Origin of the sequence: Paraburkholderia sp. MM6662-R1 (genome assembly GCF_050436245.1) — a bacterium.
Taxonomy (GTDB): domain Bacteria; phylum Pseudomonadota; class Gammaproteobacteria; order Burkholderiales; family Burkholderiaceae; genus Paraburkholderia; species Paraburkholderia tuberum.
This window is the reverse complement of sequence record NZ_JBNDLV010000003.1, coordinates 480,425-505,269: the sequence shown is the minus strand read 5'-3', so window position 1 is coordinate 505,269 and position 24,845 is coordinate 480,425. Positions and strand designations below refer to the sequence as shown.

17 protein-coding genes and 2 pseudogenes are annotated in these 24,845 nt (G+C 59.9%); 5 read left to right on the top strand and 14 right to left on the bottom strand.

Going from position 1 to position 24,845, the window contains the following annotated elements; genetic code table 11:
- Window positions 1-108: 108 nt before the first annotated feature.
- A pseudogene (locus OKW39_RS24920) lies at window positions 109-957 on the top strand (IS110 family transposase); the annotation flags it as partial.
- A gap of 481 nt (window positions 958-1,438) precedes the next feature.
- Here the strand turns inward: OKW39_RS24920 and OKW39_RS24915 are convergent.
- On the bottom strand, window positions 1,439-2,458 hold the full coding sequence (locus OKW39_RS24915; protein ID WP_429359434.1) for an IS110 family transposase: 1,020 nt from the start codon (window positions 2,456-2,458) through the stop codon (window positions 1,439-1,441).
- 113 nt (window positions 2,459-2,571) lie between these two features.
- Here OKW39_RS24915 and OKW39_RS24910 point away from each other — a divergent pair.
- A pseudogene (locus tag OKW39_RS24910) lies at window positions 2,572-2,835 on the top strand (transposase); the annotation flags it as partial.
- 275 nt (window positions 2,836-3,110) lie between these two features.
- Here the strand turns inward: OKW39_RS24910 and OKW39_RS24905 are convergent.
- The 5 genes from OKW39_RS24905 to OKW39_RS24885 form a co-directional block, all read right to left on the bottom strand.
- Window positions 3,111-3,911: a TetR/AcrR family transcriptional regulator gene (locus OKW39_RS24905; protein ID WP_429333738.1), complete on the bottom strand. Its 801-nt coding sequence runs from the start codon at window positions 3,909-3,911 to the stop codon at window positions 3,111-3,113.
- A 219-nt stretch (window positions 3,912-4,130) separates the two neighbouring features.
- Window positions 4,131-4,925: an IclR family transcriptional regulator gene (locus OKW39_RS24900; RefSeq protein WP_429333737.1), complete on the bottom strand. Its 795-nt coding sequence runs from the start codon at window positions 4,923-4,925 to the stop codon at window positions 4,131-4,133.
- Window positions 4,926-5,081: 156 nt separating this feature from the next.
- Complete coding sequence (locus OKW39_RS24895) at window positions 5,082-6,563, bottom strand: efflux transporter outer membrane subunit (RefSeq protein ID WP_429333736.1); 1,482 nt, start codon at window positions 6,561-6,563, stop codon at window positions 5,082-5,084.
- On the bottom strand, window positions 6,550-9,690 hold the full coding sequence (locus OKW39_RS24890) for an efflux RND transporter permease subunit (RefSeq protein ID WP_429563932.1): 3,141 nt from the start codon (window positions 9,688-9,690) through the stop codon (window positions 6,550-6,552). The genes OKW39_RS24895 and OKW39_RS24890 overlap by 14 nt, the downstream gene beginning before the upstream one ends.
- Window positions 9,691-9,702: 12 nt before the next feature.
- Entirely contained in the window at window positions 9,703-10,887 is a 1,185-nt protein-coding gene (locus OKW39_RS24885; protein ID WP_429333735.1) for an efflux RND transporter periplasmic adaptor subunit, read from the bottom strand.
- Between the two features lie 413 nt (window positions 10,888-11,300).
- On the opposite strand from OKW39_RS24885, the gene OKW39_RS24880 reads away from it, so the two are divergent.
- The 3 genes from OKW39_RS24880 to OKW39_RS24870 all read left to right on the top strand — a co-directional run bounded on the left by OKW39_RS24880 (window position 11,301) and on the right by OKW39_RS24870 (window position 14,148).
- Complete coding sequence (locus OKW39_RS24880; RefSeq protein ID WP_429563931.1) at window positions 11,301-12,035, top strand: TetR/AcrR family transcriptional regulator; 735 nt, start codon at window positions 11,301-11,303, stop codon at window positions 12,033-12,035.
- A gap of 276 nt (window positions 12,036-12,311) precedes the next feature.
- Complete coding sequence (locus OKW39_RS24875) at window positions 12,312-13,235, top strand: LysR family transcriptional regulator (protein ID WP_429333733.1); 924 nt, start codon at window positions 12,312-12,314, stop codon at window positions 13,233-13,235.
- 475 nt (window positions 13,236-13,710) lie between these two features.
- Complete coding sequence (locus tag OKW39_RS24870) at window positions 13,711-14,148, top strand: type II toxin-antitoxin system RatA family toxin (RefSeq protein ID WP_429563930.1); 438 nt, start codon at window positions 13,711-13,713, stop codon at window positions 14,146-14,148.
- Between the two features lie 74 nt (window positions 14,149-14,222).
- On the opposite strand, the gene OKW39_RS24865 is transcribed toward OKW39_RS24870, so the two are convergent.
- From OKW39_RS24865 to OKW39_RS24830, 8 genes are all read right to left on the bottom strand, one after another.
- Window positions 14,223-15,308 carry an XdhC family protein gene (locus tag OKW39_RS24865; RefSeq protein ID WP_429359425.1) on the bottom strand — a complete coding sequence of 362 codons (1,086 nt, stop codon included), beginning with the start codon at window positions 15,306-15,308 and terminating at the stop codon, window positions 14,223-14,225.
- Window positions 15,309-15,358: 50 nt separating this feature from the next.
- The gene (locus tag OKW39_RS24860) at window positions 15,359-15,742 is read right to left on the bottom strand and encodes a BON domain-containing protein (protein WP_429333729.1); all 384 of its coding nucleotides are present in this window, start codon (window positions 15,740-15,742) and stop codon (window positions 15,359-15,361) included.
- A gap of 28 nt (window positions 15,743-15,770) precedes the next feature.
- Entirely contained in the window at window positions 15,771-16,916 is a 1,146-nt protein-coding gene (locus OKW39_RS24855) for a porin (protein ID WP_429359423.1), read from the bottom strand.
- Between the two features lie 125 nt (window positions 16,917-17,041).
- Window positions 17,042-18,328: an MFS transporter gene (locus OKW39_RS24850; RefSeq protein ID WP_429333727.1), complete on the bottom strand. Its 1,287-nt coding sequence runs from the start codon at window positions 18,326-18,328 to the stop codon at window positions 17,042-17,044.
- A gap of 86 nt (window positions 18,329-18,414) precedes the next feature.
- On the bottom strand, window positions 18,415-19,071 hold the full coding sequence (locus OKW39_RS24845) for an SRPBCC family protein (RefSeq protein ID WP_429333726.1): 657 nt from the start codon (window positions 19,069-19,071) through the stop codon (window positions 18,415-18,417).
- Window positions 19,059-20,474 (bottom strand): alpha/beta fold hydrolase, encoded by a 1,416-nt coding sequence (locus tag OKW39_RS24840; RefSeq protein WP_429564264.1) that lies wholly within the window; start codon window positions 20,472-20,474, stop codon window positions 19,059-19,061. The genes OKW39_RS24845 and OKW39_RS24840 overlap by 13 nt, the downstream gene beginning before the upstream one ends.
- A gap of 166 nt (window positions 20,475-20,640) precedes the next feature.
- Window positions 20,641-21,888, bottom strand: coding sequence for a CaiB/BaiF CoA transferase family protein (locus OKW39_RS24835; RefSeq protein WP_429333724.1), 1,248 nt, complete (start codon window positions 21,886-21,888; stop codon window positions 20,641-20,643).
- Window positions 21,889-21,913: 25 nt separating this feature from the next.
- Window positions 21,914-24,838: a molybdopterin-dependent oxidoreductase gene (locus OKW39_RS24830; RefSeq protein WP_429333723.1), complete on the bottom strand. Its 2,925-nt coding sequence runs from the start codon at window positions 24,836-24,838 to the stop codon at window positions 21,914-21,916.
- Window positions 24,839-24,845 lie beyond the last annotated feature (7 nt).

The window sequence follows — 24,845 nt, the reverse complement described above, 5'->3', positions numbered from 1 at the left end:
ACTTCGATTCACATCGGCACCCACGCCGCGCACTCCGTTCTCCTCAACGACAAAGCGTGCATAATTCCGGGGCGTCCATAAAACGTGCTATAGAAATGTTTCTATAGGACCTTCAATTGGTACTGGCTTGTCGACGGGCTGCAGGAAGCGGGCTTCAAAGTGCATCTCGCCAATACGACGGCGATCAAAAAATACGACGGACTCAAGCACAGCGGAGATGAGACCGATGCACGTTACCTAGCTCACCTGCTGCGCCTGGGGATACTCCCGACAGGGACCATCCTGCCGCCACAACAGCGTGCTGTCCGTGATCTTGCGAGGAAACGAATGCAACTCGTACGAAGCCGCACCAGCCACATCCTCGCGGTGGAGAACATCACGGCACGCCAGTTCGGCAGGCGAATCACGAGCAATCAGGTAAAACGACTGGACGAAGAATCGATCAAACAAATGCACTTGCCAAACGAAGTCGCACTCGCGGTTCGGGCAAATGTCGCGGTCATAACAACGCTCTGCGCACAGATCGACCTTTTGGAAAAGAGTCTCCGTGAAAAAGTCGCACCGGAGCCTGACCACAAATTGCTGATGACGGCGCCGGGTATCGGCCAGACTCTTGCAACTGTCATTCTGCTGGAGGTGGGCACCATCGAGCGTTTCGCCAGCGCCGGCACTTTCGCTTCCTATGCGCGCTGCGTCGACAGCCAGCACATGAGCAACGGCAAAAAGAAAGGCGAAGGCAACACAAAGAATGGCAACCCGTATCTGTCCTGGGCATTCATCGAAGCGGCCAACTTTGCGCTGCGCTATTGCGCTGAGGCCAAACGATTCTATGAGCGAAAGAAGGTCAAGACCAATACTATCCTGGCGCGCAAAGCTTTGGCGCACAAGCTCGCCCGGGCGTGCTTCCACATGCTGAAGGAGCACAAACCATTCGATATGACGCGCTGCTTTGCGTAGAGCTAACGACGGCGGCCGCAAGCCTCATGTGATGACTGGTATTCAACCACTTTGGTTTGAATAGGATGCTGTGCCGCCGTCCCTGATATGCAGTAAAGCGGATCGCCCGCAATGCGAGCCAACTGTGGATTGGCGCCGACAACCCGGCAGCCCTTGCACTTGTGCGAACCCCATGGACGCATTGCGGTACCAAAGTTCTTCTGGGGTGGCGAAGCCACCAGGGCGACAGGCAACCGCAGTACGCCGATCGCTTGATCCTGATGGGTGTCTGGCGCGATCCGTCGCAGCCGGGAATTGAAGAAACGGGCGCGCTCAGCTACTGCAATCAGCCGTGGAATGTGAACCCGGCTGCTGACAGCCGTGGGTTTTGCGTACTCGCTTGACACGAGCCCGCTAATGGGTGTCATCACACTCGATTGCTGCGCAACCTTTCGACGTTCACCCTGTGTTAACCGTTGATCTTCTGCTTCGCGTGAACCATTCAGACGGGCTTCACGCTCACGTAGGCCTTCTGGTACGGCTGGTCATGGGCCAGCACAGCCCAGATCGTCCGCGCCATCTTGTTCGCCAATGCAACGACCACCACATTCTTTGGTCGCCGCTTCATCATCTGCTCGACCCACTCGCCGGGCTCCTTTGCGTGCTCTATTACGCTACGCGCGCCGTGGATCAGCAGTGTCCGTAAATAGGTGTCGCCTCTCTTGCTGATCCCGTGCAGGTTCACTTTTCCGCCCGAGCCGGTCTGCTTCGGCACGATGCCAACCCATGCGGCAAACTCCCGCCCCGAACTGAATGCTTTCGGATCACCCATCATTGAGACGGCTGCCGTTGCCGTCAGCAGCCCGACGCCGCAAATTTCGCTAACCGCTTTCACCGCCTTGTCGTCCTTCTTCCACTCGCGCATCCGGCGCTCGATCTCGGCAACCTGTTCGTCCAGCTTCGCCAGTCCATTCCACCGCTCGCGAAACGTATCGATCAGCACGGCAGGCAGGCGCTCCGCGATCCGTTCGAGCACGACCGGTATCTCTTTGTTCAGCTTGTTCCGGCCCTTGCTCATGATCTCTCCATATTCCATCAGCAGTCCACGCAGGTTGTTGATCTGCATCGTGCGAAATTTGATCAGCTGCTGCCGCATACGGTGTAGCGCCAGCATCGCCTGCTGTATCTCGGTCTTCACCGCGACGGCCTTGCCGGGTTGCTGCACAGCCATCCAGATTGCACGGGCGTCTGCCGCATCGTTCTTGTTGCGGATGTTGAACGCCTTCACAAACTTCGCCGGCATCAGCTTTACCACGTGACCCATGTTCGTAAGTTGCCGGGCCCAGTGGTGCGATCCGCCGCACGCCTCCATGCCGATCAGGCACGGAGCCCGGTTCGCGAAGTACTCGAGAAACTTTGCCCGCTTGATCGGCTTGTTCACGATTTCTCCGGTTTCCTGATCGACGTAGTGGACCTGAAACACCGACTTTGCAATGTCAATCCCAACTGGCGTAAGCTTCACGACGGATCCTCCGGTTTGCCTGGAAACTTCGTATTTTCCACGTAGGCACATCGGCCTGTGAGGATCCAGCTTCCTTTGCGCTCATATACTCGGGTGGGACGCGTTCATTTCATTTCCTGCTCCATGTGCTGCCCGGTGGTTTCCACCGGATCCGTCACTACGGCCTGCTCGCCAACCCGGTACGCCGCGCCAGTCTCGCGAAGGTGCGCGATCTGCTGCACGTCGCACCCGGAATCAGCCCGTCACCGGACGAGGCCATCGTCGCAACCCGCCCCGTCTTCATCTGCCGGCACTGCGGCGCACCGATGATCGTCGTCGATATCCTCGCGCGCACCGCCCCGATCCGCGCACCGCCGATGCGCCGCGATCAGACATGAACTCCACGGTTCCTCAATCTGCCTGTCGAACGTTGGCGCTGCGGCAACGCGGCCCAGGGGCGGACGTTTGTGCGTGTCGCTTCGCGAAGCGCTTCGCCCACCCGCTTCATCATCGTGCATGCACGACTGCACCGCTTCGCTACGGCGTCAGCGTCCGTTCGGCACCTCGCCTGACCGTGCCGCATCCGACACCACTGAGCATTCCGCCCTATCAATCGCCATAGTCGTGAAGCATCCAGCCGCATTGAGGCACTCCGCGGTTTCCTCCATCGGGTTTATTCGACGCCTGCCGACATGCACGGAGGCATGCACATTCCTGCGGCCGATGGCAGGCATCGAATAAACCTTAACGGCAGCGGACGCGCTGCAATCTTCTCCGCCTCCGCGCGCTTGAGCCCGAGTGTCTGCAACAGCACCGCAGCCGTACGCTCAGGGACGTGCTCCCCGCTAAAGCCAAGTTCCTTGAGTACGCCTCGCGCGGGTGCGCCCGGAGCGACGAAGTTCAGCTCGGCGGCAATCGCAGAGAGGACCGTGCCGCCCACCGCAATAAATCCGATAAACGGGTCGGCGACCGCGAAGCGTTTCGCGGCAATGCCCTTTTCGATGTCGCGCATCAGCCGCAGCCCGAGCCCGACGCTCATCGCGCGCGCTGAAAACCCTTCTCGTATCAGGAAACGTCCCCACACGGGGTCGTGCCGCGCGCGCACGACCGTATGGCGCACGGAGACGGAAATCACCTCGGCCGGATCGGAAAGGCCACCGGCGAGCGTATCCAGCATGTTCGCGAATTCCTCGAACACGTTGTCGACAAGCGTCGCGTAAATCGCCTCTTTCGATTCGAAGTGATAGTAGAACGAGCCAAAGCCGACATCGGCGGCTTCAATGACTTCATTGATCGCGACGCCCTCCACACCCTTTTCGGCCATCAGCCTGAGGGCGGCGTCGAGCAGGCGCGTACGCGTCTCGCGCTTGCGACGCGCACCGCGCGGCTCCCGTCCTTCAGCAACGGCAACCGGGGCGACCGGCGCCGCACGGGTGGGACGCTTTGCTGTCGGGGGCTTCGTAGTGTTCGGCATGATGGATCCGAGCTTGGTTATGCTCAGGTATAGATCGTAATGTCTAGATTGAAAAAACGCTCATCAATGACCTTGAGTCATTGACGGCGGCCCGAAGGGCAGCCTTGCTTCCCCCCATTGCAGAGATACGTAACTCAAGGGCGCGGCAAATCCCTGCGGTTTTCAGGATCGACCCGAACCGCGGCCGCCCTGTTGAACACGTCAGTAGCCGCCGGTCCATCAGCCATTCGCGCGGCCAACTTCCGTTTCAATAGCGCGCTTGCATTTCGCCAGTTCCTCGGCATAACGCATTGCGCCTTCTTCATACCGATGAACCGGCGCAGCAATCGAAATCGCATACGGTCCCAGAAACGTATCGATCGAAGTCGCGACCGAGCATAATCCTTCGATATGCTCTTCCAGGTCATATGCAAAGCCATTCTTTCTGATATCGGACAATTGGCGCAAGAGCGCCGACACTGTTTTCACCGAACGTTTTGTCTGCGGCTCGACCTTGTCACCGAGCGTTTTACGCACTGCGTCGTCCGGCAGCTGTGCAAGGAGCGCTTTGCCAAACGAAGTGGTATAGGGTGTGGCGGACGCCCCAACCGGAACCATGATACAAAGCTCACGTTCATAAACAATGCGATCGACTACAATGGCTCGCCTCCCCGCTGCGCCAGCTAAGACAACTGTTTCGCCGACCGACTTGGATAAGGTTTCAAGATGCGGGCGGGCCACTGAAACGATGTCTCCATGCGCCGCGCGTGCGAGCTGGCCCAAGGCAGGCCCGAGCCGTGTCCCACCGCGCGGGCCAAGGGACTCGACGAACTCTTCCACTTCAAGTGCACCGACCAGTCGCTGTACGGTCGAACGCGGCAACGTAGTTGCTTCAGCGATCGCACCGAGGCTGAGTCCCTCTGGGTGTCGTCCCAGAGCACGCAGGATGGCCGCGGCCCGAGAAACCACTTGAATTCCATTCTTGTCGGCGTCGGGCCATTGATCGTCACCTTCTCCAGCCAAACTCTTTCGCACTACCAGCTCCTGTGAAATAGATTGTTCTGGCCTCACCCGTGAGGCCAGAACAGCGGATATGTACCGCATAATGATACGACATGTTTGCGGCGTGGTTACCTTGCGCGCTCGACGCTTTCATCCCGGGCGTCCGCCACTCAACGGCCTGCTTGAAGGTCAATCCGCTTTCGACGAAACGGACCGCCCCCCGGAGGCGCTTTCCGATGCGTTTGCCTGCTCCGCATCGTTGGTTTGTCCGGATTTCCAGCCGCCACCTAGCGCGCGATAGAGGCCTACCGTATTTTCAGCCCGAGCAAGCTGGACTTTAACGAGCGTCTGCTGAGCCCCGTAAAGCGAGCGCTGGTTGACGAGTGCGCTGAGATAGCCATCCACCCCCTGCTGATAACGGTCATTCGAGAGTCTGTAGGCCAACGCACTTGCCTGCACTACCCCAGCTTGAGCGCTTTCCTGGCGCACAAATGTCTCACGACCGTCCAGTGCATCGGACACATCGCGAAAAGCCGTTTGTATGACCTTCTGATAATTGGCAACCTCAATCTGCGAGGTTACCTTGGCCACGTCCAGGTTCGCCTTGTTGCGGCCATAGTCGAAGATGGGCACGCTTATCGAGGGACCAAACGACCATGCACCGCTTCCCGCTGTGAAAAGATCGCTCAAAGAGGCACTGGCCGTGCCGCCATTCGCGGTCAGGATAATGCGTGGAAAGAAAGCGGCCCGCGCCGCGCCGATGTTCGCATTAGCCGCTTTCAGCCGATCCTCGGCCGCGACGATATCCGGCCGCCTGGTCAAAAGCTCGGACGGCAGCCCCGGTACCAGCCCGTCGTCGAGCCTGACCGACTCGAGAGGCACCTCTGTCAGCAGTTCCGCAGGAATCGGTGCGCCAACCAGCAACGTGAGCGCGTTGGTGTCCTGCTTCGCAAACCGGTCATATTGAGCCAGATCCGCCTCCGCCTGGCGCACCTGCGTATCAGACTCGCTCACGTCCAGCGCGGAAGCCGTTCCAGCATTAAAGCTCGAGCGGACGATCTTGTTGCAGGCCTGCTGATTTTCCAGGGTGCTCGCCGTCAGCCGCCTAAGCTGAAGGTCCGCCTGAAGCGTCAGCCACGCGTTCGCGACTTCGGCGATCAGGCTGATTTGCGCGGCTTTTCTTGTTTCGGCTGTGGCGAAATAAGTCTGCAGCGCGGACTGGCTGAGACTTCGCACCCGCCCGAAGACATCCAGCTCATAAGAAGCGATCTGCCCGCCCACGTTGTAGTTGTGCGACGGCTGCCCCGGGAGAGACAGATCGGCGGGAGAGTGCTGCGCGGTACCCGAAGCTCCTGCCGACACCGTCGGCAGCAGGTCCGCGCGTTGAATCTGATACTGCGCACGCGCGCTTTCGATGTTCAGGATCGAAACCCGCAGATCGCGGTTATTCTGGAGCGAAAGCTCAATGAGCTTCGCCAGGTGCGGTTCTTGATAAAAATCCCGCCAGTCTATATCCGCGGCGACGGATTGGTCCTGCTTGACAGAGTGCGCCGCCGGCTCACCTGCATAGGCCGCCGCCACACCACTGTCTGGCCGGTGATAGTTCGGGATCATCGTGCAACCCGCCAACACGATGGCCGCACCCATCACAGTCAATTTAATTGGTTTCATGCTGTATCTCCGCAACTGCCTCGTTACTGCTACGCTTGAACGCGCCGGTCACCAATACATAGAACATAGGCACAAAAAATATCGCGAGGAACGTCGCAGTCAGCATCCCACCCACAACGCCGGTGCCGACCGAATGCTGACTTCCCGAGCCTGCGCCGTGGGAAATTGCGAGCGGTAGCACGCCCAGAACGAAAGCCGCTGACGTCATGATGATTGGGCGCAACCGCAGCCTGGCGGCCCGCACAGCAGCGGCGACAAGCGTCATGCCCTGGTGCTCGTGCAGGTCCTTGGCGAACTCGACAATCAGAATCGCGTTCTTCGCCGATAGCCCCACCGTGGTCAACAGCCCCACCTGGAAAAACACGTCATTGCTCAATCCGCGTAGCAAGGTTGCGCACACCGCACCGATCACACCGAGCGGAATCACCAGCAGGACGGAGAACGGCACGGACCAGCTTTCGTACAGTGCCGCGAGGCACAGGAACACGATCAGGATCGACAATGCGTACAACGCTGGCGCCTGCGAACCCGAGAGCTTCTCCTCGTAGGAGAGACCAGTGGGAGCGATACTGTAGCCGTGAGGCAACTGCGCAGCGATCTTCGCCACCTCCTGCATGGCTTCACCCGAACTGTGACCCGGCGCCGGCGCGCCCTGCAGCTCAACCGCAGAAACGCCGTTGTAGCGCTCGAGCTTTGGAGAACCGTATCCCCACGTAGCGGAGGCAACGGCCGAGAACGGCACCATGCCACCGGCTGCATTGCGCACATACCACTTGTTCAGGTCTTCAGGACTGATCCGTGAGCTTGCCTCGCCCTGCATAAACACCTTCTTCACGCGCCCATTGTCGATAAAGTCGTTCACGTACTCGGAACCCCACGCGGCTGTCATCGTGTCGTTGACTGACGCAATGCTGACCTGCAGCGCGCGCGCCTTCTCGTCGTCGATCTTGACGTGGAATTGGGGTTCGTCGTTCAGGCCATTGGGTCGGACAGCAACCAGCAGCGGATCTTTGGCAGCCAGCCCCAAAAACTGGTTACGTACAGCCATCAATGCATCATGCCCTTGCGCGGTGTCGTCCTGCAGAAACACGTCGAACCCGCCGGCATTGCCCAACTCGAGAATCGCTGGGGGCACGATCGGAATAACCACCCCATCCTTGATCTTCGAAAAGGTGCCCATTGCACGGCGTGCCACGCCGAACACGCTAGGATCGTCGCCAGTGCGCTGGTCCCACGGACGCAGGCTGACGAACAACAGCGCAGAGCTCTGACCTCGACCGGCGAAGTTGAAACCATTGACGCTAAACACCGTTGCCACCGAGCCGGCTTCGTTTTTCAAAAAGTACTCGCGGACCTGGGTCAGGACGCGCTCGGTGCGCTCGGCCGATGCATTGGGCGGCATCTGAACCTGGACGAAAATCTGTCCCTGGTCCTCGTCCGGCAAAAACGCGGTCGGGATGCGGGTAAAGAGAAAACCCATGCTCACAACGATGAGGGCATAGACCAGCAGATACCGGCCTTTCTTCTTCAGAATCGACCCAACGGCCCCTTCATACCGTCCGGCACCGCGGTCGAAGGTCCGGTTAAACCAGCCGAAAAAGCCCTTCTTCTCGTGATGGTCTGCAGCGGGGGGCTTCAGAAGCGTCGCACATAGTGCGGGCGTAAAGACGAGTGCCACCAGCACCGACAGCCCCATGGCGGAGACAATGGTGATCGAAAACTGCCGGTAGATGATGCCGGTCGAACCCCCAAAAAACGCCATCGGGAGAAACACCGCCGAGAGCACCATCGCGATACCGACTAGCGCCCCCTGGATCTGTCCCATTGACTTCCGGGTCGCCTCCTTCGGCCCCAGCCCCTCTTGCACCATCACACGCTCGACGTTTTCCACCACCACGATCGCGTCATCGACGAGCAGGCCGATCGCCAGAACCATGCCGAACATGGTGAGGGTGTTAATGGTAAAACCACACGCGGCCAGAATGCCGAACGTACCGAGCAGCACCACCGGCACGGCCAGCGTCGGAATCAACGTAGCCCGGATGTTCTGCATGAACAGGTACATCACGAGGAACACAAGCACAATGCCCTCGATCAGCGTTTTGACCACCTCATGCATCGACGCGTCGACGACGGGCGAGGTGTCGTACGGCACGCTTACCTTGACGCCCGGAGGAAGGATTGACTTCTTCTCATCGAGAACCTTGCGCACCGCCGCAACGGTTTCGAGCAGGTTCGCACCGGTCGCCAGACGCAAGGCAATACCCGCGGCGGGTTTGCCGTTCAGTTTGCTCGAAATGGAAAAATCTTCAGGGCCGAGGCGCACGTCAGCGACGTCGCGCAGACGCACCTGCGAACCGTCCGGGTTCACCTTCAGCAGGATCTGCCTGAATTCTTCGGCGGTCTTCATGCGCACCTTGCCGACCACCGTCGCATTGAGCTCAACCCCGCTGCGCGTCGGAAGCCCGCCCAGCGATCCGGACGAAACCTGAACGTTTTGCGCGCTTATCGCGGCGGACACATCCTGCGGCGTGAGAGAGTAACTATCCAGTTTTGCGGGATCGAGCCAGATACGCATGGCGTACTGGGAACCCAGCGTCATATAGTCACCCACGCCCTTCGTCCGCAATATCGGGTCCTTCAAATTGGAAACGAGGAAGTTGCTGAGGTCGTCGCTGGACATCTTGCCGTCCTCCGACACCAGACTTACCACCATCATGAAGTTGATCTGGTACTTCGCTACCCGGATACCCTGCTGCTGGACCTCCTGCGGCAATAAGGGCGTCGCTAGTTGCAGCTTGTTCTGTACCTGTACCTGAGCGATATCCGGATTGGTGCCCTGATCAAAGGTCACAATGATCTCCATACTACCGTCGGAATTGCTGTTCGACGTCATATAGCGGAGGCCATCCAGACCGTTCAGCTGTTGCTCAATGACCTGCACCACCGTGTCTTGCACTGTTTGAGCTGACGCGCCCGGATAGTTGACGGTAATTCTGACGGCAGGTGCAGCGATGTTGGGATACTGGTTGACTGGCAAGGCGCGAATCGCCAGCACGCCCGTCAGCATGATGACCAGCGCAATGACCCACGCGAAAATGGGCCGACCGATAAAGAATTTAGACATCAGAACCCCCGCCTAGCTACCAGTTGAGTCGGACGCGGACGCGGGCGCAGGCGCCGCTCCAGGCAGACCCGTATCCTCACCGGTCTGGATCTGCACGTTAGTGGCCGGCTGTGCCGACACCGTCACCCCCGGCTGCAGACGCTGCAAGCCCTCTGTCACCACGCGCTCGCCCGCTTGCACCCCGGACGTTGTCAGCCAGGTGTTGCCGACCGTTCGATCGACCTGAATGCGTCGAAGGGTGGCCTTGCTATCAGGACCCACAACCCAGACCTGTGGCGCGCCCGTGGTGTCACGCGTCACCCCTTGTTCCGGCACCAGGACGGCGTCCGCCCTTGTGCCCTCATTCAGCCGGGCATGCACGAACATCCCGGGTAACAGGTGGTGATCGGGGTTAGGGAATACAGCGCGAAGCAGAACGCTACCGGTTCCCTGATCGACGCTGACCTCTGAAAACTTGAGACTGCCTTGCTGGCCGTACGACGTCCCGTCCTCGAGAACGAGACCGACGCTTGCGGCGTCCTCGCCCGACCGGCTGAGCTGTCCTTGAGCGAGTTCGCGGCGCAGGCGCATCAGATCAATTGAAGACTGCGTTACGTCCACGTAAATGGGATCGATCTGCTGCACCACTGCCAGCGCTTCGCCTTGACCATTGGTAACAAGCGCCCCCTCGGTCACCGCGGATCGGCCAATGCGCCCAGAGATCGGTGCGTACACCTTGGTATAGGCAAGATTGATACGGGCACTTTCGACGTCCGCTTGAGCCTGCCGCCAGGCCGACATCGCATCGTCATACTGCTGTTTGCTGACAGCGTTATCGGCCAGCAACTTCTCGTCCCGCTCGGCAAGATGCTGAGCGGTGGTCAAGGCGGCGGCCGCCTTGTCGTACGCGGCCCGGTATGGAGCGTCATCGATCTGGTAAAGCTGCTGCCCCTGCTTTACGTCACTGCCTTCGGTGAAGAGCCGCTTCTGAAGGACTCCACTGACCTGGGGACGCACCTCCGCCACCTTCCATGCATCCGTGCGGCCCGGCAACTCCGCCGTCATGGTTACGGCCTGGCTGCGCAATGTGACCACACCGACTTCGGGCGCAGTCGGTACCGCGACCGGCGGTTTGTCGCAGCCGCCCAGCAGCAGCAACGCGGCTACAGAGCACGCGGTTAGTCCAATCCCCGCACGGGTTTGAAATCCAGCAGACATGTTTGCAACTTCCTTGTAAATGTTAAGAGGGAACCGGGAAGCAACCACACGCGTTGGCACACCATGCGCGAACCATCTTCCCATGTGACGATACAAGTGTACCACGCAATTTTTATTTTCGGTACAATCGTATCGTTTCACGGTACAAAGTTTTGCTGCCGTATTGCGACGCGGTCACGCAAGGCAGCAGACGCAGTACGTCAAATTAGCGAACGCACCATATGGACGGCGCGATATGGAAGCTCGGACGAAAGTTGCGTGCAGGCGACTGCCAGGCGGTGACAGCCGCCAACGTCGCGGGGAGTATTCAGGTTGACTTGCAGATGCGGGCTGATCGCCCGCTGCGTGTCAAATGCCCAGGGTGGAGCAGGCCCGACGCCACGTTGTCGAAACGAACAGGGAGTGGAATTCAGATGGGACGAAGTAGCCGAAAGCAGGCCGAGGTAACCCGCGAGGAGATTCTGGACGCAGCAGAGGTGCTGTTCGCACGCGACGGTGTTTCTGCCGTCCCGCTAACCAGCATAGCCCGCCATGCTGGACTGACGACCGGCGCCGTGTATTGGCACTTCGCGGACAAGGACGAACTGCTGGTCGCGTTATTCGACCGGGTCCATCTGCCGGTGTCCGTGTTAATCCCCGATTGGCCGACCTGGGCGACGACCGGTCATGGGGCAGAGCGCATCCTGGCGTTTTGCCTGCGATTGGTTGATAGGTTCCTGGACTCCCCGGCCGGGCTTCGCCGGGCAAGTATCTTTCTTACTCGTATAGAGTTATCTGAAAGAAATGTCCTGACAGAGCGGATTCGGTCAGCGACCCGGGAGTTGCGCGATGCGCTGCGCAACGTCATAGAGCTCGCCACCTGCGCACGCGACGTACACGGGAGTCTCGCTAGCGAGCAGGCAGCGCGGCTTCTTTTTGCCATCCTCGTTGGGAGCGTCAAGTTATCGCTCATCGAGGGTGAATTCGAGAGCGCCTCAAGCGCGGCGAAATCGTGCGTAATCGCCGCCGTTTCTGCGTTTTTTCATTCAGGCCAGGACGAGAACGGCACGACTATCTGGAACTGCACGGCGTTCACATCGCCTGGCCACGGCCCAGGGTCAAACGGGCGTGGTGCACAAACAGCAAACGGGCCTGTGCGCACCTGCTGAGAGAAGGCACGATGTACTGACTCATGGTACACTTGTACCACTTTATTCACTGCGCTTTTGCCGGAGAGATGGCAATCGCGCTATCCGGCATCCGGATAAAGCGTTTCCTACAACGCCCAGGACCCCCCATTACGGAATCCATGGAAATGCCAGATATCGCGTGGGTACTTCAGTGTTGCCGAAGAAGGTCGGTTAGTTGCCGCAAGGCGGCAGCACAATCGAGTGTCCCGATGAAATTTGCGGAAGTCCCATTACTAACACGGAATCGCGACTACTATGGACCACCTTGAAACGCTGCGGGTTTTCTGCACGGTCGTCGAGGCGAAAAGCTTCACGGGTGCCGCGCATACGCTCGGCGTATCGACGCCGGTCGTCTCGCGCTCGATAACGGAGCTCGAAACGAGGCTCGGCGTTCGTCTCTTTCAGCGCACGACCCGACACGTCGCCCCCACTGAATCCGGGGAACAGTTTTACGCCGGCTGCTCGCGCGTGGTTGCCGAACTGGACCAGTTGGAAGCCGATGCCGGCCAGCGCGCACGCGAGCCTGTCGGCGTATTGAGGCTCGTGGCGCACACCACTGCGGCGCTGCAGGAACTGCCACCGCTCATTGCCGGGTTTCGCGCTCGCTATCCAGGCGTGCAACTCGAAGTGACGCTGGCGGAACGGCCGGTCGATCTGGTCAGGGAAGCTTACGACCTCGGCATGCTGCTGCCGTACATGCTGACGAGTGACCAGACGATCACCCGTGCGCTGTACCGCCTCCCGCTGGTGGTGGTCGGCTCGCGCAGCTATCTGCAGGGGCGCGCGCTGCCGCAAACGCCCGAAGATCTCGCCGCATTCCGCTTCGTCACGATACTTGCATCGATCAGCGAACCACGGCTGCAGTTCCGCCGCGGTAGCGAAGAGATTGCGGTGCCGCTGGAATACGAAGTGTCGACCAACAACGCCGCGCTGAACAAGGAACTGGTGTTAGGCGGCGCTGGCCTCGGCGCGTTGCCGCTTGCGATGATCGGCAAGGAGCTGGACGATGGCCGGCTGGTCCGGCTTCTACCCGGCTTCGAGCTGATGAACGGCGAGGTCGAGCTGAAGCTTGCATATCGGGACCGGAGCCTGATGACGGCGAAAGTCCGGGCGTTCGTCGACTATGCGACATCGTACTTCAAAGCCCGTGCACTATCCGAGGTAGAAGTTCTTGTCTAGTTCTCCTGATAACGACGTCCTGCAAACCTTCCCCACACTCGTGGTCTGCGAACATTGCGACAGCGTCTACCGCCGCCGCGTGCTGGCCCGGCGCGAGGTGGCGCGCTGTGAGCAATGTTCCGCGGTCCTGTATCGCGCGAGCCAGTTCGATCTGGACCGTTGGCTGGCCCTGCGAGCGGCGAATATCCCCCTTTCGAAGCCGCAGACGGTCATGGTCCGGGATCTGCTGGCGCATTGCGCCGATACGCGTCCCCGTCTCGAACGGGAACAATCTGTCGCCGGATAACGCAGATACCTGATCTACAAAACGAGACCCAGCCCGCCAACGCCCAAGGAACGAGCTTCCGCCTTGTGAGATGCACTACCCCAGTTGAAAGCGACCCGCCAGGCGAGTTGCTGACACCACGTACTCGCCACTTCGGGCGTGTCGGCCAGTGCGGCGCCACGTCTGATGTCGCTTCTCCGATACCCGCATATGGCAGACCTCCAGAAAACAGTCCTGATCCGCTACTCAGCCGAACGCATGTTCGACCTCGTGACCGATGTCGCCGACTACCCGAACTTCCTGCGGTGGTGCGGTGGCGTCGAAATCCGGCACCAGGACGAAACGAGCGCGCAAGCGCGGATCGATATTCGTTTTAAGGGTATTCACCAGCATTTCGCCACGCACAACAAGCAGCAGCGGCCGACTCGTATCGACATGGAGTTCACCGAAGGCCCTTTCAAGACGTTTAAGGGCTACTGGAACTTCATTCCTCTGCGCGCGGACGCCTGCAAGATCGAATTCGCGCTGCACTATGAATTCTCCAACATCATCCTGGAGAAGCTGATCGGGCCGGTGTTGAGCCACATCGCGGACACGTTCGTCGAATCATTCGTCAAGCGCGCGAGCGAACGTTATAGTAAGGGCTAGGATGGAAAAAACCTTTCGCCTGGACGGATTCATCGACGTCGAGGCGTGCGTCCCACCGCCCTGCCAGCAGAGCCTCATTGGTCCTGCGCGATCCGTAAGACTGGTTTCTTTCGTGCCGCCAGGCGCTCAGCAACGAGAAAGCCATTAGCTGCTACCGGCTCGCCACTCGCGACTTCTCTTGCCGCCTTCGCGTACTCGACCTGAAGGATCGCCGGCAGCAGCACGCTGTTCTTCGCCGCCGTCACTTCTGCGAGGATCGATATCGCGATTTCGGGCGGCGTGCGGCTGCCGATATAGATCCCGGCCGGACCGTGTAGCGTTGCAAGCTGTGCGTCGCTCAGATTGAACTCCTTGAGCCGCTCTCGCCGCGCAGCGTTATTTCGCCGCGAGCCAAGCGCGCCGAGGTAAAACGCGGATGTCTTGAGCGCTTCCATCAGCGCGAGATCGTCGAGCTTCGGATCGTGCGTAAGTGCGATCACCGCGCTGCGCTCGTCCAGCTTCATGTCCAGGACCGTGTCGTCGGGCATCGTACGCACGAGCTTCGTGCCGGGCAATTCCCACATCTCCATGTACTCTTCGCGCGGGTCGCATACCGTGACTTGATAGTCGAGTCCCACTGCAATCTGGCACAAGTAGCGCGACAACTGTCCAGCGCCAATCACGAGCATCCGGTAGCGCGGCCCGTGGACCGTCGTCAGTTGTATCTCGTCGAAGTCCACACCTTCGGTCGCGGATGCGGGCCCGAGCGTGACTGCGCCCGTTGCCATGTCGAGCGTGCGCGCCACCAGCTCGCGGCGTCCGAGCGCCTCGTACAACGCGTGAACGCCGCTTTGCTGCGTAATTGGCTCAAGCACGAGTTGCATCGTGCCTCCGCACGGCAGCCCGAAACGACGCGCCTCCTCAGAACTGATGCCGTACCTGACAACTTCGGGCGTCTGTTGGGCGACGCCGTACCGGCGCACCCGGTCGATGAGGTCATCTTCGATGCAGCCGCCCGATACAGAACCCACCACCTGACCGTCGTCGCGCAAAACAAGCATCGCACCCTCCGGGCGCGGCGATGAACCCCAGGTTTTCACCACTGTCACGAGCATCATGCGGTGGCCTGAATCGAGCCAGCGCATCGCCGCTTCCAGCACCTCAACGTCAATACTGTTCATGCCAACTTGCCCTTCGACCCGACGGTCATGCACTGGCGCCCGTGCGCCTACTACTGACCTCCAAACGGCTTTTTGACTGTCAGTATGTTGGTCACGGATGTCACGCCCGGAACGCCTTTCGCGATCTCGGTCACCGTGTCGATCTGCGAGGTGTCCGCCACCGTCCCGTCGAGCGTCACCGCGCCGCGCTTCACAACCACGCTGATGTCGCCGGCATTTATCTCCTTGTGCGTCACGATCGCGGCGTAGACCTTACGGCGCAGCACGAAATTGGCTTTCCAGATGTCCTTCGCCCTCATGCCGCCCGAAGCCGCGATCGCGGTTCCGCTCGACACGTCACTCACTTCGCCTTCGCTTGCCTGCGCCCAGACATGAACGGATGCGGAGGCGATCAATACGCTGGCGGCGATCCTGAGTGCCCTGTTAATCATCATTGAATACTCCAGTTCGCTTGTGGTGGGATCAGAAGCTGTGGCGAATGCCGACCATCGCTGCAGTGGTCGACTTGCCCTCAGGAACCGGCGCGCCGTAGGCGATCGTCTGGCTCATGTTGCCCCGGTTGTTGACGTGGCCAACCTGTGCGTAGGCGATGGTGGAGGTGGACAAGTTGTATTCGGCGCCCACCGCGAACAAGTTCGATTGATTGGACGAAACGTTGCGGTCCTTCAGGTAATAGAAGCCCGAGGTGACCTTGAAGAACGGGGTGAACTTGTAACCGAGGCCCCCGGAAATCATCTCGAAGTCGTCGTGACCGCTGTTCGCCGGATTCTTGCCGATGCTGTACGACGTCGATACGGACAAATCGTGGAATGTGTACATCGCGCCCAGATGGTAGAAGCGGTTGTTGTCCTGACCCGCGGACGGCGCCGTAATAATCGCGCCAGTAGCCGTCGTCGTGAACGGATTGGTGTCGTGCCCGTTGTAGTAAGCAGCCGAGAGGTTCAGGCCATAGTTCGAATACTTGAGCACCACAGACTCGCGCGTGCCGCCCTGGAACTGGCCGGGAACGCCGCCCGGCGCATACTCGAGCGCAAGCGATGCGCCGTAGAACTTCGGCGACTGATAGACAATCGCGTTGGAGTCGTACAACGCACCGATCGCGCCGTTCGTGCTGGTACCCTGCCAGCCCGCAGCCTGGTTCAAGCCGAGCCATGCGGTGAGGATGCTGCCGAAGAATTGCGCGCCCCGTACGTCGGTGTCGGCCATCGCAAAGATCATCGGCACGAACTGGCGGCCCGCGTCGATCGAGCCGAACGGACCGGAGATACCCAAGGTCGTCTGCTGGTTGAAGACCGCAGTGGAGGTCGGCGTGTCGCTCAGTCCGAGCTTCCCATTGGGGCTGGCGAATGCTCCCTGGAGCCTGAAGTTGACCTTGTAGCTGCCTCCAATGTCTTCGGTGCCCTTGATACCCCAGAAGCTCGTGAAAATGCCCGCGTCCTTGAGTTCGTAGACGTGCCCGAGATTCACTTTCGACTGGAAGTTCGGCGCATTCGCGCTTTGATACAGCAATCCGGTATCGATCGCGCCATAGAGCGTCACCGACGATTGCGCCTGCGCCGCGGTCGCGCATGCAATGAGCCCCGAGGCACCGATCATTTTCAATTTCATTTCGTCTCCGATGTCGTATTGTTTGTGTCGGGCAAGTCCGGCATGAGCACCGCAAGGGTTGCAGTGAGAGCGGATCGCCGATCGCCGATCATGCACATTCGCGAATCGGCATCCGCGTCGCCTGTTCAACCGGTTTCCGGTCCAAACAAAATAGCGACCAGTCCCATTCCAAATGCCGTAGCGATAGCGATTCCTACCGCACGAAATTCCAGAGTTGCTGACGCAGACGACACTAACAACGGACCGAGTGCGGTGAATAAACGTGCCACATTCCATGTGAATCCCTGACCCGTGGCGCGAACATGGAGCGGAAACAGTTCGGTCAGGTACAGCGCGACGATCCCGAATCCTCCAATCGCGAAAAAACCGAATCCAACCATGGCGAGATAAAACGTCTCCAGTGTTTTCGCTGCACCGAAGAGTGCAACGACTGCAATCCAGGCGCCTGCACAAAACACCACATAGACTGCCCGTCTGGAAATACGCGGCGCCAGACTCACCAGGACCAGCGTCGACGCGAATCCGAGTGCCGCCCCAGCGTTGCTCGCCATGAAGGCGATCCCTGTCTGTCGCGTGAATTCCGCGTTGCTGGCGGACGGGAAGAAATCCCTCAGTAACGAGGGAAAGAGGATGGATGATCCCCAGCTACCGATCATCAATGCAGCGGCAACGAGAGAGCCCACCACTGTTCGACGACGTAACGGAGCGCCGAATATCTCCGATAACGAACCGAATTTTTGACCTGGGTGACGGATCGCTTCCGCATGCGACTGCTTCCAGCGAGCCGATTCCGGTGTAACAAACCGCAGGCCAAGGCTTGCGACCGCCGGTACCGCGCCCACGCCAAGCACCCAGCGCCATCCAGCCCCGGACAGAAGGATCGCCAGCGCAGAGGCAACGATCAGTCCGACTACATTGGCAGCCTGCATCACCTGAACAGCCTTCGCCCGATGCTTTTCCGGCCAGGTCTCGACGACCAGCGCCGCTCCGGCAGCCCATTCCCCCCCGATTCCGAAACCCGCCAGCATCTGAAGCAAAAGGAGTTGATGCCAATCCCGCGCGAACGCGCTCGCCGCAGTGAATACCGAGTAGATCAGCATCGTGCCGAGCATCACGCGAGCGCGACCAAACCGGTCGGCCAGGACACCGAACAGAATGCCTCCGATGCCCCAGCAAAGTAGTTTCGCGCTGACGATCAGCCCCCCGATCTGCATGACATTACCTTGTGACGGCCCGAGCAGGTCGCCAAGGGCCGGCACCATGACCATCGTGAACAGGTAGAGATCCATCGCATCGAACATCCACCCCACGAACGCCGATCCAAGCACGATCCAGGCTGCCCTGCCCACCACAGACGTGCCGGCATTCCTCGCGCAGCCTGACGGCTCCAACAGAGTCGAGTTCGTTCTCATCGGTTTTCCTCCTCCTATGTACAACTAAAAGATCCTGTGTTTTGATAACCTGACTAACTTGAAAGAACGAGCAGCAACGATGAGGACTATGAGGAATGCGGCCTGGCAAGCCATTGCTTGCACTTTGCGACCATCGTTCTCCACAACAGTGCGAGCACGGATATCTCGTTCGTTGAGCCCGCTGCGTTGTCACCCCGGCGTGTCCCTGCCATGGATTCGCGTTCTCCGGCGGGTGCGGCAGCAGACGCGCCTGCGTCGACTCGCCGCGCCTCTGTCGTAGCCGGACGATCCGCGAGTTTATCCTGCAAATTAGCAGCGAATTGACGCACCATCTGTTCCGATACGGCATTGATGATTCCAACCCCGCGTCCATACTGTGCAACCTGCCCGGCCATCTGTACGGCGGTGCGAACGTCGACCTGAGTGCCGGCTGCGTCACTAAGTCGAGAAAGAGAAAACGTCGTCGCCGTTGTGGCGGATCCCCGGTTTCTGGTCTCCTGCCATGCGGCTTTGACAGTCGCCGCATACGTGTCTGCCGACAGTGTGCTCACCGTGACAGTGCCGGCGAATGCCATTGCGATCGGACCCAGCTTGACGCGAATCAGTCCCTTGTACGAGTCTTCGCTGAGCGTTTCAGTCAACGTGGCACCGGGAAAGCAGGACACGATCAACGGCACGTCGAGTAGTGCCTTCCAGGCGTTCTCGATAGCCGAGTCGACCGAAAAGCGATTTACGATTTCCATACTGCCCCGTCCTCATCCGTGTATTTTTCAAACCGGTCTAACAGGACCTCGGCGTAGGCATCGGGCATATCTACGCATGCGAGGTGCGCGGCGCCGGGCAACGTCTGTTCCACCGCGCCCTGGATTCCTTGCGTCAACTTCGCGGATACGGCTTTTGGTACACTCCCGTCGAGTTCGGCGTTTAGCACAAGCGTCGGAACTTCGACATCACGCAAAAGACCCGATACGTCATCCGTACAAATGGCGCGCAATATTTCCAGGTAATCTTTTGGAGACATCGCTGCGATCTGTTGGGCAAGTTTTTCTCTATTCGCGTACGCCGTGTTCCTGTGCAGGGTCTGCTCCACGTACATGCGAGCAAACAGATGCATAGGCAGTTTCTTCAACATCCCTTCGGTGGCGGCCAGCCGCTTCTCTACTGCTGGTCCAGAAACGCCTGCGTAAGCGCTTGACAAGACCATGGCAGCAACGCGTTGACGTAGCTTCGCGGCAACGCGTACCGCGGTGAGTCCTCCCATCGAGATGCCCGCCAGGCCGAAACGGCCGAGACCGGCGGCATCGGCCACTGCGACCACGTCGTTGGCGACAGCGTCTGCATTCCACGCGCTGTGCTTCGTCGAGTCACCATGACCTCTGGCGTCTATGGCGACGACTCTATGTTTCGCAATCAATGCAGGCAGAATGTCGTCCCACAGCGAGCTCGATGTGCCGAGACTGTGCAGCAAAACGACCGCGGGCCCTTTGCCGATGTCGACATAGGCGATCCGTTCTCCGCCGATGGTCAGGAACCGCTTGTCGTGCGACGGCGCGAGCGACGCTGTCGGCTCAAGGCGCGGGGCAAGCGACTCCGCCACAACGTCGACGGCCAGCGCGGCAAGCTTTGGCGAATGCATACCATGCGAGTCGCGCAGGAACGTTTTGATTCCGCGTAATGCCTGAGGAGCCCGGCTGTTCATGAAGGCGATGAAATCGTCCAACGCTTTGGGCAGTTCCCAAGGAGCGACAACTTCGCCGACGAGCCCAAATGCCAGGGCGGTCGTTGCATCGACCGGCTGCGCCGTAAGAACCAGACGCGAAATCGCCTTGACATGGATGCGCTCGAAGAGTGCCGACATCAGCAGTGCCGGAGCGAATTGCTTCTCCAGTTCATTGGCCTCGAACTGGCTCCGCGCGTCGGCGACTGCATAGTCACTCGCCGCGACGAGTGCGCAACCCAGACCCGAAGCGAGCCCCGCGACGAAGCAGGCGACCGGTACCGCGCTCGAACGGATTGCCTCGTAGAGTGCGAGAATTGGCGCCGCACCGCGTTCCTTGATTGCGGGGCGTGGGTCTTCCGTTTGAGAAAGCGCCGGGAGTGGCGATGCGGCCCGCCCCGCGCAGAAATTGTCGCCCGCCCCTCGGATAAAACGATGGCCACAGTGCTTTCCGGGGGATCGCTGATCGCCTGCGTCAGCGCTCGCAGCATTGCGTCGTCCACCTCGTTCCTGCCGTCTGTGCTGTTCAGGGTGATATGCAAAACATGACCCTTCATCTTCAGCAGAAGATTTTCGTCCATTCCAAACTCCCGATTTATCGCGACTTCACGCCGGGTGACGGCATGCCTGGTACAAACTGGCGGACAACCCCCTGGTTCTGAAGTGTCCTTATTTCGTCAGGATCAAGGCCGAGGTACTGACCAAGCACGACGTTGGTGTGCTCGCCCAGATGAGGCGGGTAACCAGGTTCGGCATGCCCCGGGATATCAAACTTGATCGGATTGCCGGGCACACGGACATGAGATCCCGCAGGACTGCGAAGCTCGACGAGCATGTCTCGATGCGCGACCTGAGAAGCATTCAGTGCTTTGTCCAGTGTCTTCACCATAGCGGCCGGGACCAAAGCCGAATTCAAGCGCTCAAGCCAACTCTGCGCCGGTTCGGCGCGGAAGCGCGCCTCCAGGATTTCCCACAGCGCCACCTTGTTCGCGAGCCGTTCAGCCGGATCCTTAAATCGCGGATCGTTGACGAGCTGCGGCAACCCGACGGCCTTGCACAGATCCGCCCACATACGTTCCGTGTTGGCGGTCACGACCAGTGAGACGCCGTCGCCACATTCGAACGAACGGTAGGTCGGTATCGAATCGTGGCCTCGCCCCTGCGGCTCCGGCACTTCGCCCGACAACAGGTAGTAGGCGCCCTGATAGCAAAGCATTGCGACCTGCGCGTCGAGCATCGACACATCGACGAACCTCCCTTGCCCGGAAGTCTGGCGCTCGACCAGCGCGGCCAGAATGCCCATCACGCCGTACATGCCGGCCGCGAGGTCGCCAATGGGAATACCGGCGCGAACCGGCGCCCTGCCGGGCTCCCCGGTCAGGCTCATGCCGCCCGACATGGCCTGCACGATCATGTCGTAAGCAGGCAAATCCCTGTCCGGACCGGTCTGTCCGAACCCGCTGATGCTGCAGTACACGAGGCGCGGATTGACCGCGCGAAGCTCTGCCGGACCGAGTCCGAGCCGCTCCATCACGCCAGGGCGATTGTTTTCGACGAGCACGTCCGACTGCCTCGCCAACTCCCGAACGAGCTGCGCTCCCCTCTCCGTCTTGAGGTCAATGACAACACTCTTTTTGTTTCGATTGACCGCGAGATAGTAAGCGCTGTCCCCCTCAACGAAATACGGCGGCACGCCGCGCGCGAGCTCGCCACCCGGCGGCTCGACTTTGACGATCTCGGCGCCGAGATCGCCGAGGATTTGTGTTCCGAAGGGTCCCGACAGAAACTGGGTGAGGTCCAAAACCCTCACACCGCTCAGGGGACCAGTTTTTCCAGAAGACATATCGTTATCCATCAAGTTTACTATTTCAGGTGTGGCGGGCGTCTACGTCGCTGTACGCGCCGGCGGCATCCAGACGATCAAAGATCATTTCAGGCAACACGGGCGTTTCATTAAAACGAATTGACCAGCGGCTCAGTGCATCTTCAATGGCACTGACGATCGCCGCGGACGCGGGAATCGTCCCGCCCTCTCCTGCGCCTTTGACGCCAAGCGGGTTATTCGGTGAAGGAGAAACAAGATGCGCCATCTCTATGTGGGATGGCATGTCGAGTGCGGTGGGCAGCAGGAACTCGGCGAAATTTGTCGCAAGCGGCTGTGCATTCTCGTCATAGCCGTGCCGCTCGAGCAGCGTATTTCCGATCCCATGAGAAATCGCGCCAATCACCTGACCTTCGACGAGCATCGGATTGATCACGGTTCCGCAGTCGTGTGCAACGCCATAGCGCAGAACCTTTACGTAGCCGGTCCCGGTATCCACCTCGACTTCCGCGAACGCCGTTCCGTTGGCGTAAACGCTGGCTTTCGGTGAAAAATAATGTGTGACCGTCATACCGGGATCCAGCCATTCGGGTAGCGTGAAGCCCGGCGTCCCGTACGACATGCGAGCGATATGCCCGAGCGGCAATGCTCTTTCCAGATTGCCTTGGACGCGTACGACGCGATGCGCAATCTCGATCGATTCCAGCGGAACGTGGAATACGTTCCCAGCGAGCGCCCTGATTTTGTCGGCGAGCTTGCCGCAAGCGATGTGGACGGCATTTCCGGCGTTGACGGTAATCCGGCTCGCGAATGTTCCGACGCCCATTGCCAGCTTGCTCGTGTCACCGACGACTACCGTAATGGCATCCATGTCGACGCCGAGCTGATCGGCAGCGATTTGAGCAAAGATGGTTTTCATCCCTTGCCCTTGCGCGCCGGCGCCGCCGACGTTCAAGTGTATGCGCCCGTCGTTTTGCAACGTGACTTCCGCGCCTTCGTAAGGCCCGAGGCCGGAACCTTCGACATAGTTGGCAAAGCCGATCCCGAGATACCTTTGCTGACGACGTGCCTCTTCCTGACGGACACGAAACGCATCCAGGTCGGCGAGTTCGACCGCCTTTTCCTGGGTCTTCGGATAGTCGCCACTGTCATATACCATCGGCGAACCGTCGCGGAATATCAGGCCAGTTTTGTACGGCAGCTGGTCCGGCTGAACGAAGTTGCGGCGCCTAATTTCCAGACGGGACAGGCCGAGCTGGTCGGCCGCCGCATCGAGCATCCGCTCCATCGCGAATGCCGCCTTGGGTCGTCCTGCGCCACGCACCGGCGTGGTGGGCACCTTGTTCGTGCAAGCCACCTTCAGCTTCACGTCGAATGCCGGCACGACATACGGGCCCAGCGACGAGGTTACCGCGATGAGCGGCACGACAATGCCCCACGGCACGTACGCCCCGTTATCATGGACCACGGATCCGCGGATGCCGAGGATCTTTCCGTCCACGTCGAGCGCCAACTCGAGATCCCACAATTGGTCGCGCTCCTGGGTAATGCACAGGAAGTGCTCGCGCCGATCTTCAGTCCACTTGACCGGCACGCCCAACCTGAGTGTCGCGGAGGCGACGACAAACTCTTCCGGATACGCGATTCCCTTCGGACCGAAAGCACCCCCGACATCCGGCATGATGACCCGGATCTTCGCTTCGTCGTAATCGAGCGCTTCTGCGAGAAGACGTCGCTCGAGATGCGGCGCCTGACCTGCATTCCAGACGGTTAGGTCGCCGGTACCGCGATCGAGCCGCGCGAGGGTCGCACGGCACTCCATCGGATGGGCTGTTCCACGATGATGGAATATCTCGCGCCTGACGACGTGCGCGGCGTGCGCGAACGCCGAATCGACGTCACCGAAAGCAAACGGCATGTCGAGAAGGAGGTTTGTCGGAACGTCGCTGTGCGCCTGCGGCGCCGTGGCTTCAAATATCGTCCGGATGTCGCCCGCAACGGACAATGGCTCGTATTCGACGTGGACAAGAGTGGCGGCATCCTCGGCGATATAGCGGCTTTCCGCCAGGACCACGGCCACCGCTTCGCCGACAAAGCACACCTCGCTCGAGGCCAGCGGCGACCACATGCGTGGTTCGGTCAGCATCTGAGTCGGTGTGAGGAACGGCAACGGCCGTCGTAGTGCTTCGTTCAGGTCGGCATGGGTCCAGACGTGTTGCACGCCGCAAACTTCCTTCGCCGCTGCCGTATCGATATGCTTGATGCGAGCGTGCGCATGAGGAGATCGCACGAAGCAGCAATGCAGTGTTCCAGGCAGGTGGATATCGTCGACGAATTGCCCCTCGCCTCTCAGCAGCGCGGGATCTTCGGTGCGCTTGACGGGTTTTCCGACGTATCGTGCACCCACGGTCGAAGCCGCGTGGAGATCGCCGTTTTTTGAATACGCGGTAACACGTCCAAAAACGGGATCGGGCTCGCCGCGCATTCGGGCCGCCGCGAGCAGCGCCGCTTCGACTATGGCCTGGTAACCCGTGCACCGGCAGATGTTCCCGCTGATCGCATCGCGAACGTCGGCCTCGGACGGGTCGGGGTTGGCTTGCAGAAACTCCGTTAGCGTGGTCAACATGCCTGGCGTGCAGTATCCGCACTGCAATGCATGGCGATCCTGAAAGGCCTGCTGCAGGACGCCGAGCGAGCCGTCGGCATTCGCCAGCCCCTCTACGGTTGTGACCTTGCGCCCGTCGACCTGACCACAAAGCTGAAGGCAGGAGCGCATGGAGCGTCCGTCCACCAGTACCGTGCAGGCCCCGCAAACGCCATGCTCACAGCCATAGTGCGTGCCTGTCTTGTCAAGCTGGTGACGAAGAAAATCTCCGAGCGTCACTCTGGGGTCGATGTCGCAGGTCAGCGCCTGTCCGTTCAGTTCGAAGGCGATTTTTCTCTGTTCGACAAGCTCGATTCTCTGATCCATGATGCCC

Bases quoted from the DNA above. Each gene is read 5' to 3' on its own strand.
- OKW39_RS24865 (WP_429359425.1), bottom strand. From the start codon at position 15,308: ATGAACAGTATTGACGTTGAGGTGCTGGAAGCGGCGATGCGCTGGCTC.
- OKW39_RS24860 (WP_429333729.1), bottom strand. From the start codon at position 15,742: ATGATGATTAACAGGGCACTCAGGATCGCCGCCAGCGTATTGATCGCC.
- OKW39_RS24835 (WP_429333724.1), bottom strand. From the start codon at position 21,888: ATGTCTTCTGGAAAAACTGGTCCCCTGAGCGGTGTGAGGGTTTTGGAC.
- OKW39_RS24855 (WP_429359423.1), bottom strand. From the start codon at position 16,916: ATGAAATTGAAAATGATCGGTGCCTCGGGGCTCATTGCATGCGCGACC.
- OKW39_RS24885 (WP_429333735.1), bottom strand. From the start codon at position 10,887: ATGTCTGCTGGATTTCAAACCCGTGCGGGGATTGGACTAACCGCGTGC.
- OKW39_RS24890 (WP_429563932.1), bottom strand. From the start codon at position 9,690: ATGTCTAAATTCTTTATCGGTCGGCCCATTTTCGCGTGGGTCATTGCG.
- OKW39_RS24870 (WP_429563930.1), top strand. From the start codon at position 13,711: ATGGCAGACCTCCAGAAAACAGTCCTGATCCGCTACTCAGCCGAACGC.
- OKW39_RS24875 (WP_429333733.1), top strand. From the start codon at position 12,312: ATGGACCACCTTGAAACGCTGCGGGTTTTCTGCACGGTCGTCGAGGCG.
- OKW39_RS24880 (WP_429563931.1), top strand. From the start codon at position 11,301: ATGGGACGAAGTAGCCGAAAGCAGGCCGAGGTAACCCGCGAGGAGATT.
- OKW39_RS24905 (WP_429333738.1), bottom strand. From the start codon at position 3,911: ATGCCGAACACTACGAAGCCCCCGACAGCAAAGCGTCCCACCCGTGCG.
- OKW39_RS24895 (WP_429333736.1), bottom strand. From the start codon at position 6,563: ATGAAACCAATTAAATTGACTGTGATGGGTGCGGCCATCGTGTTGGCG.
- OKW39_RS24850 (WP_429333727.1), bottom strand. From the start codon at position 18,328: ATGAGAACGAACTCGACTCTGTTGGAGCCGTCAGGCTGCGCGAGGAAT.
- OKW39_RS24845 (WP_429333726.1), bottom strand. From the start codon at position 19,071: ATGGAAATCGTAAATCGCTTTTCGGTCGACTCGGCTATCGAGAACGCC.
- OKW39_RS24830 (WP_429333723.1), bottom strand. From the start codon at position 24,838: ATGGATCAGAGAATCGAGCTTGTCGAACAGAGAAAAATCGCCTTCGAA.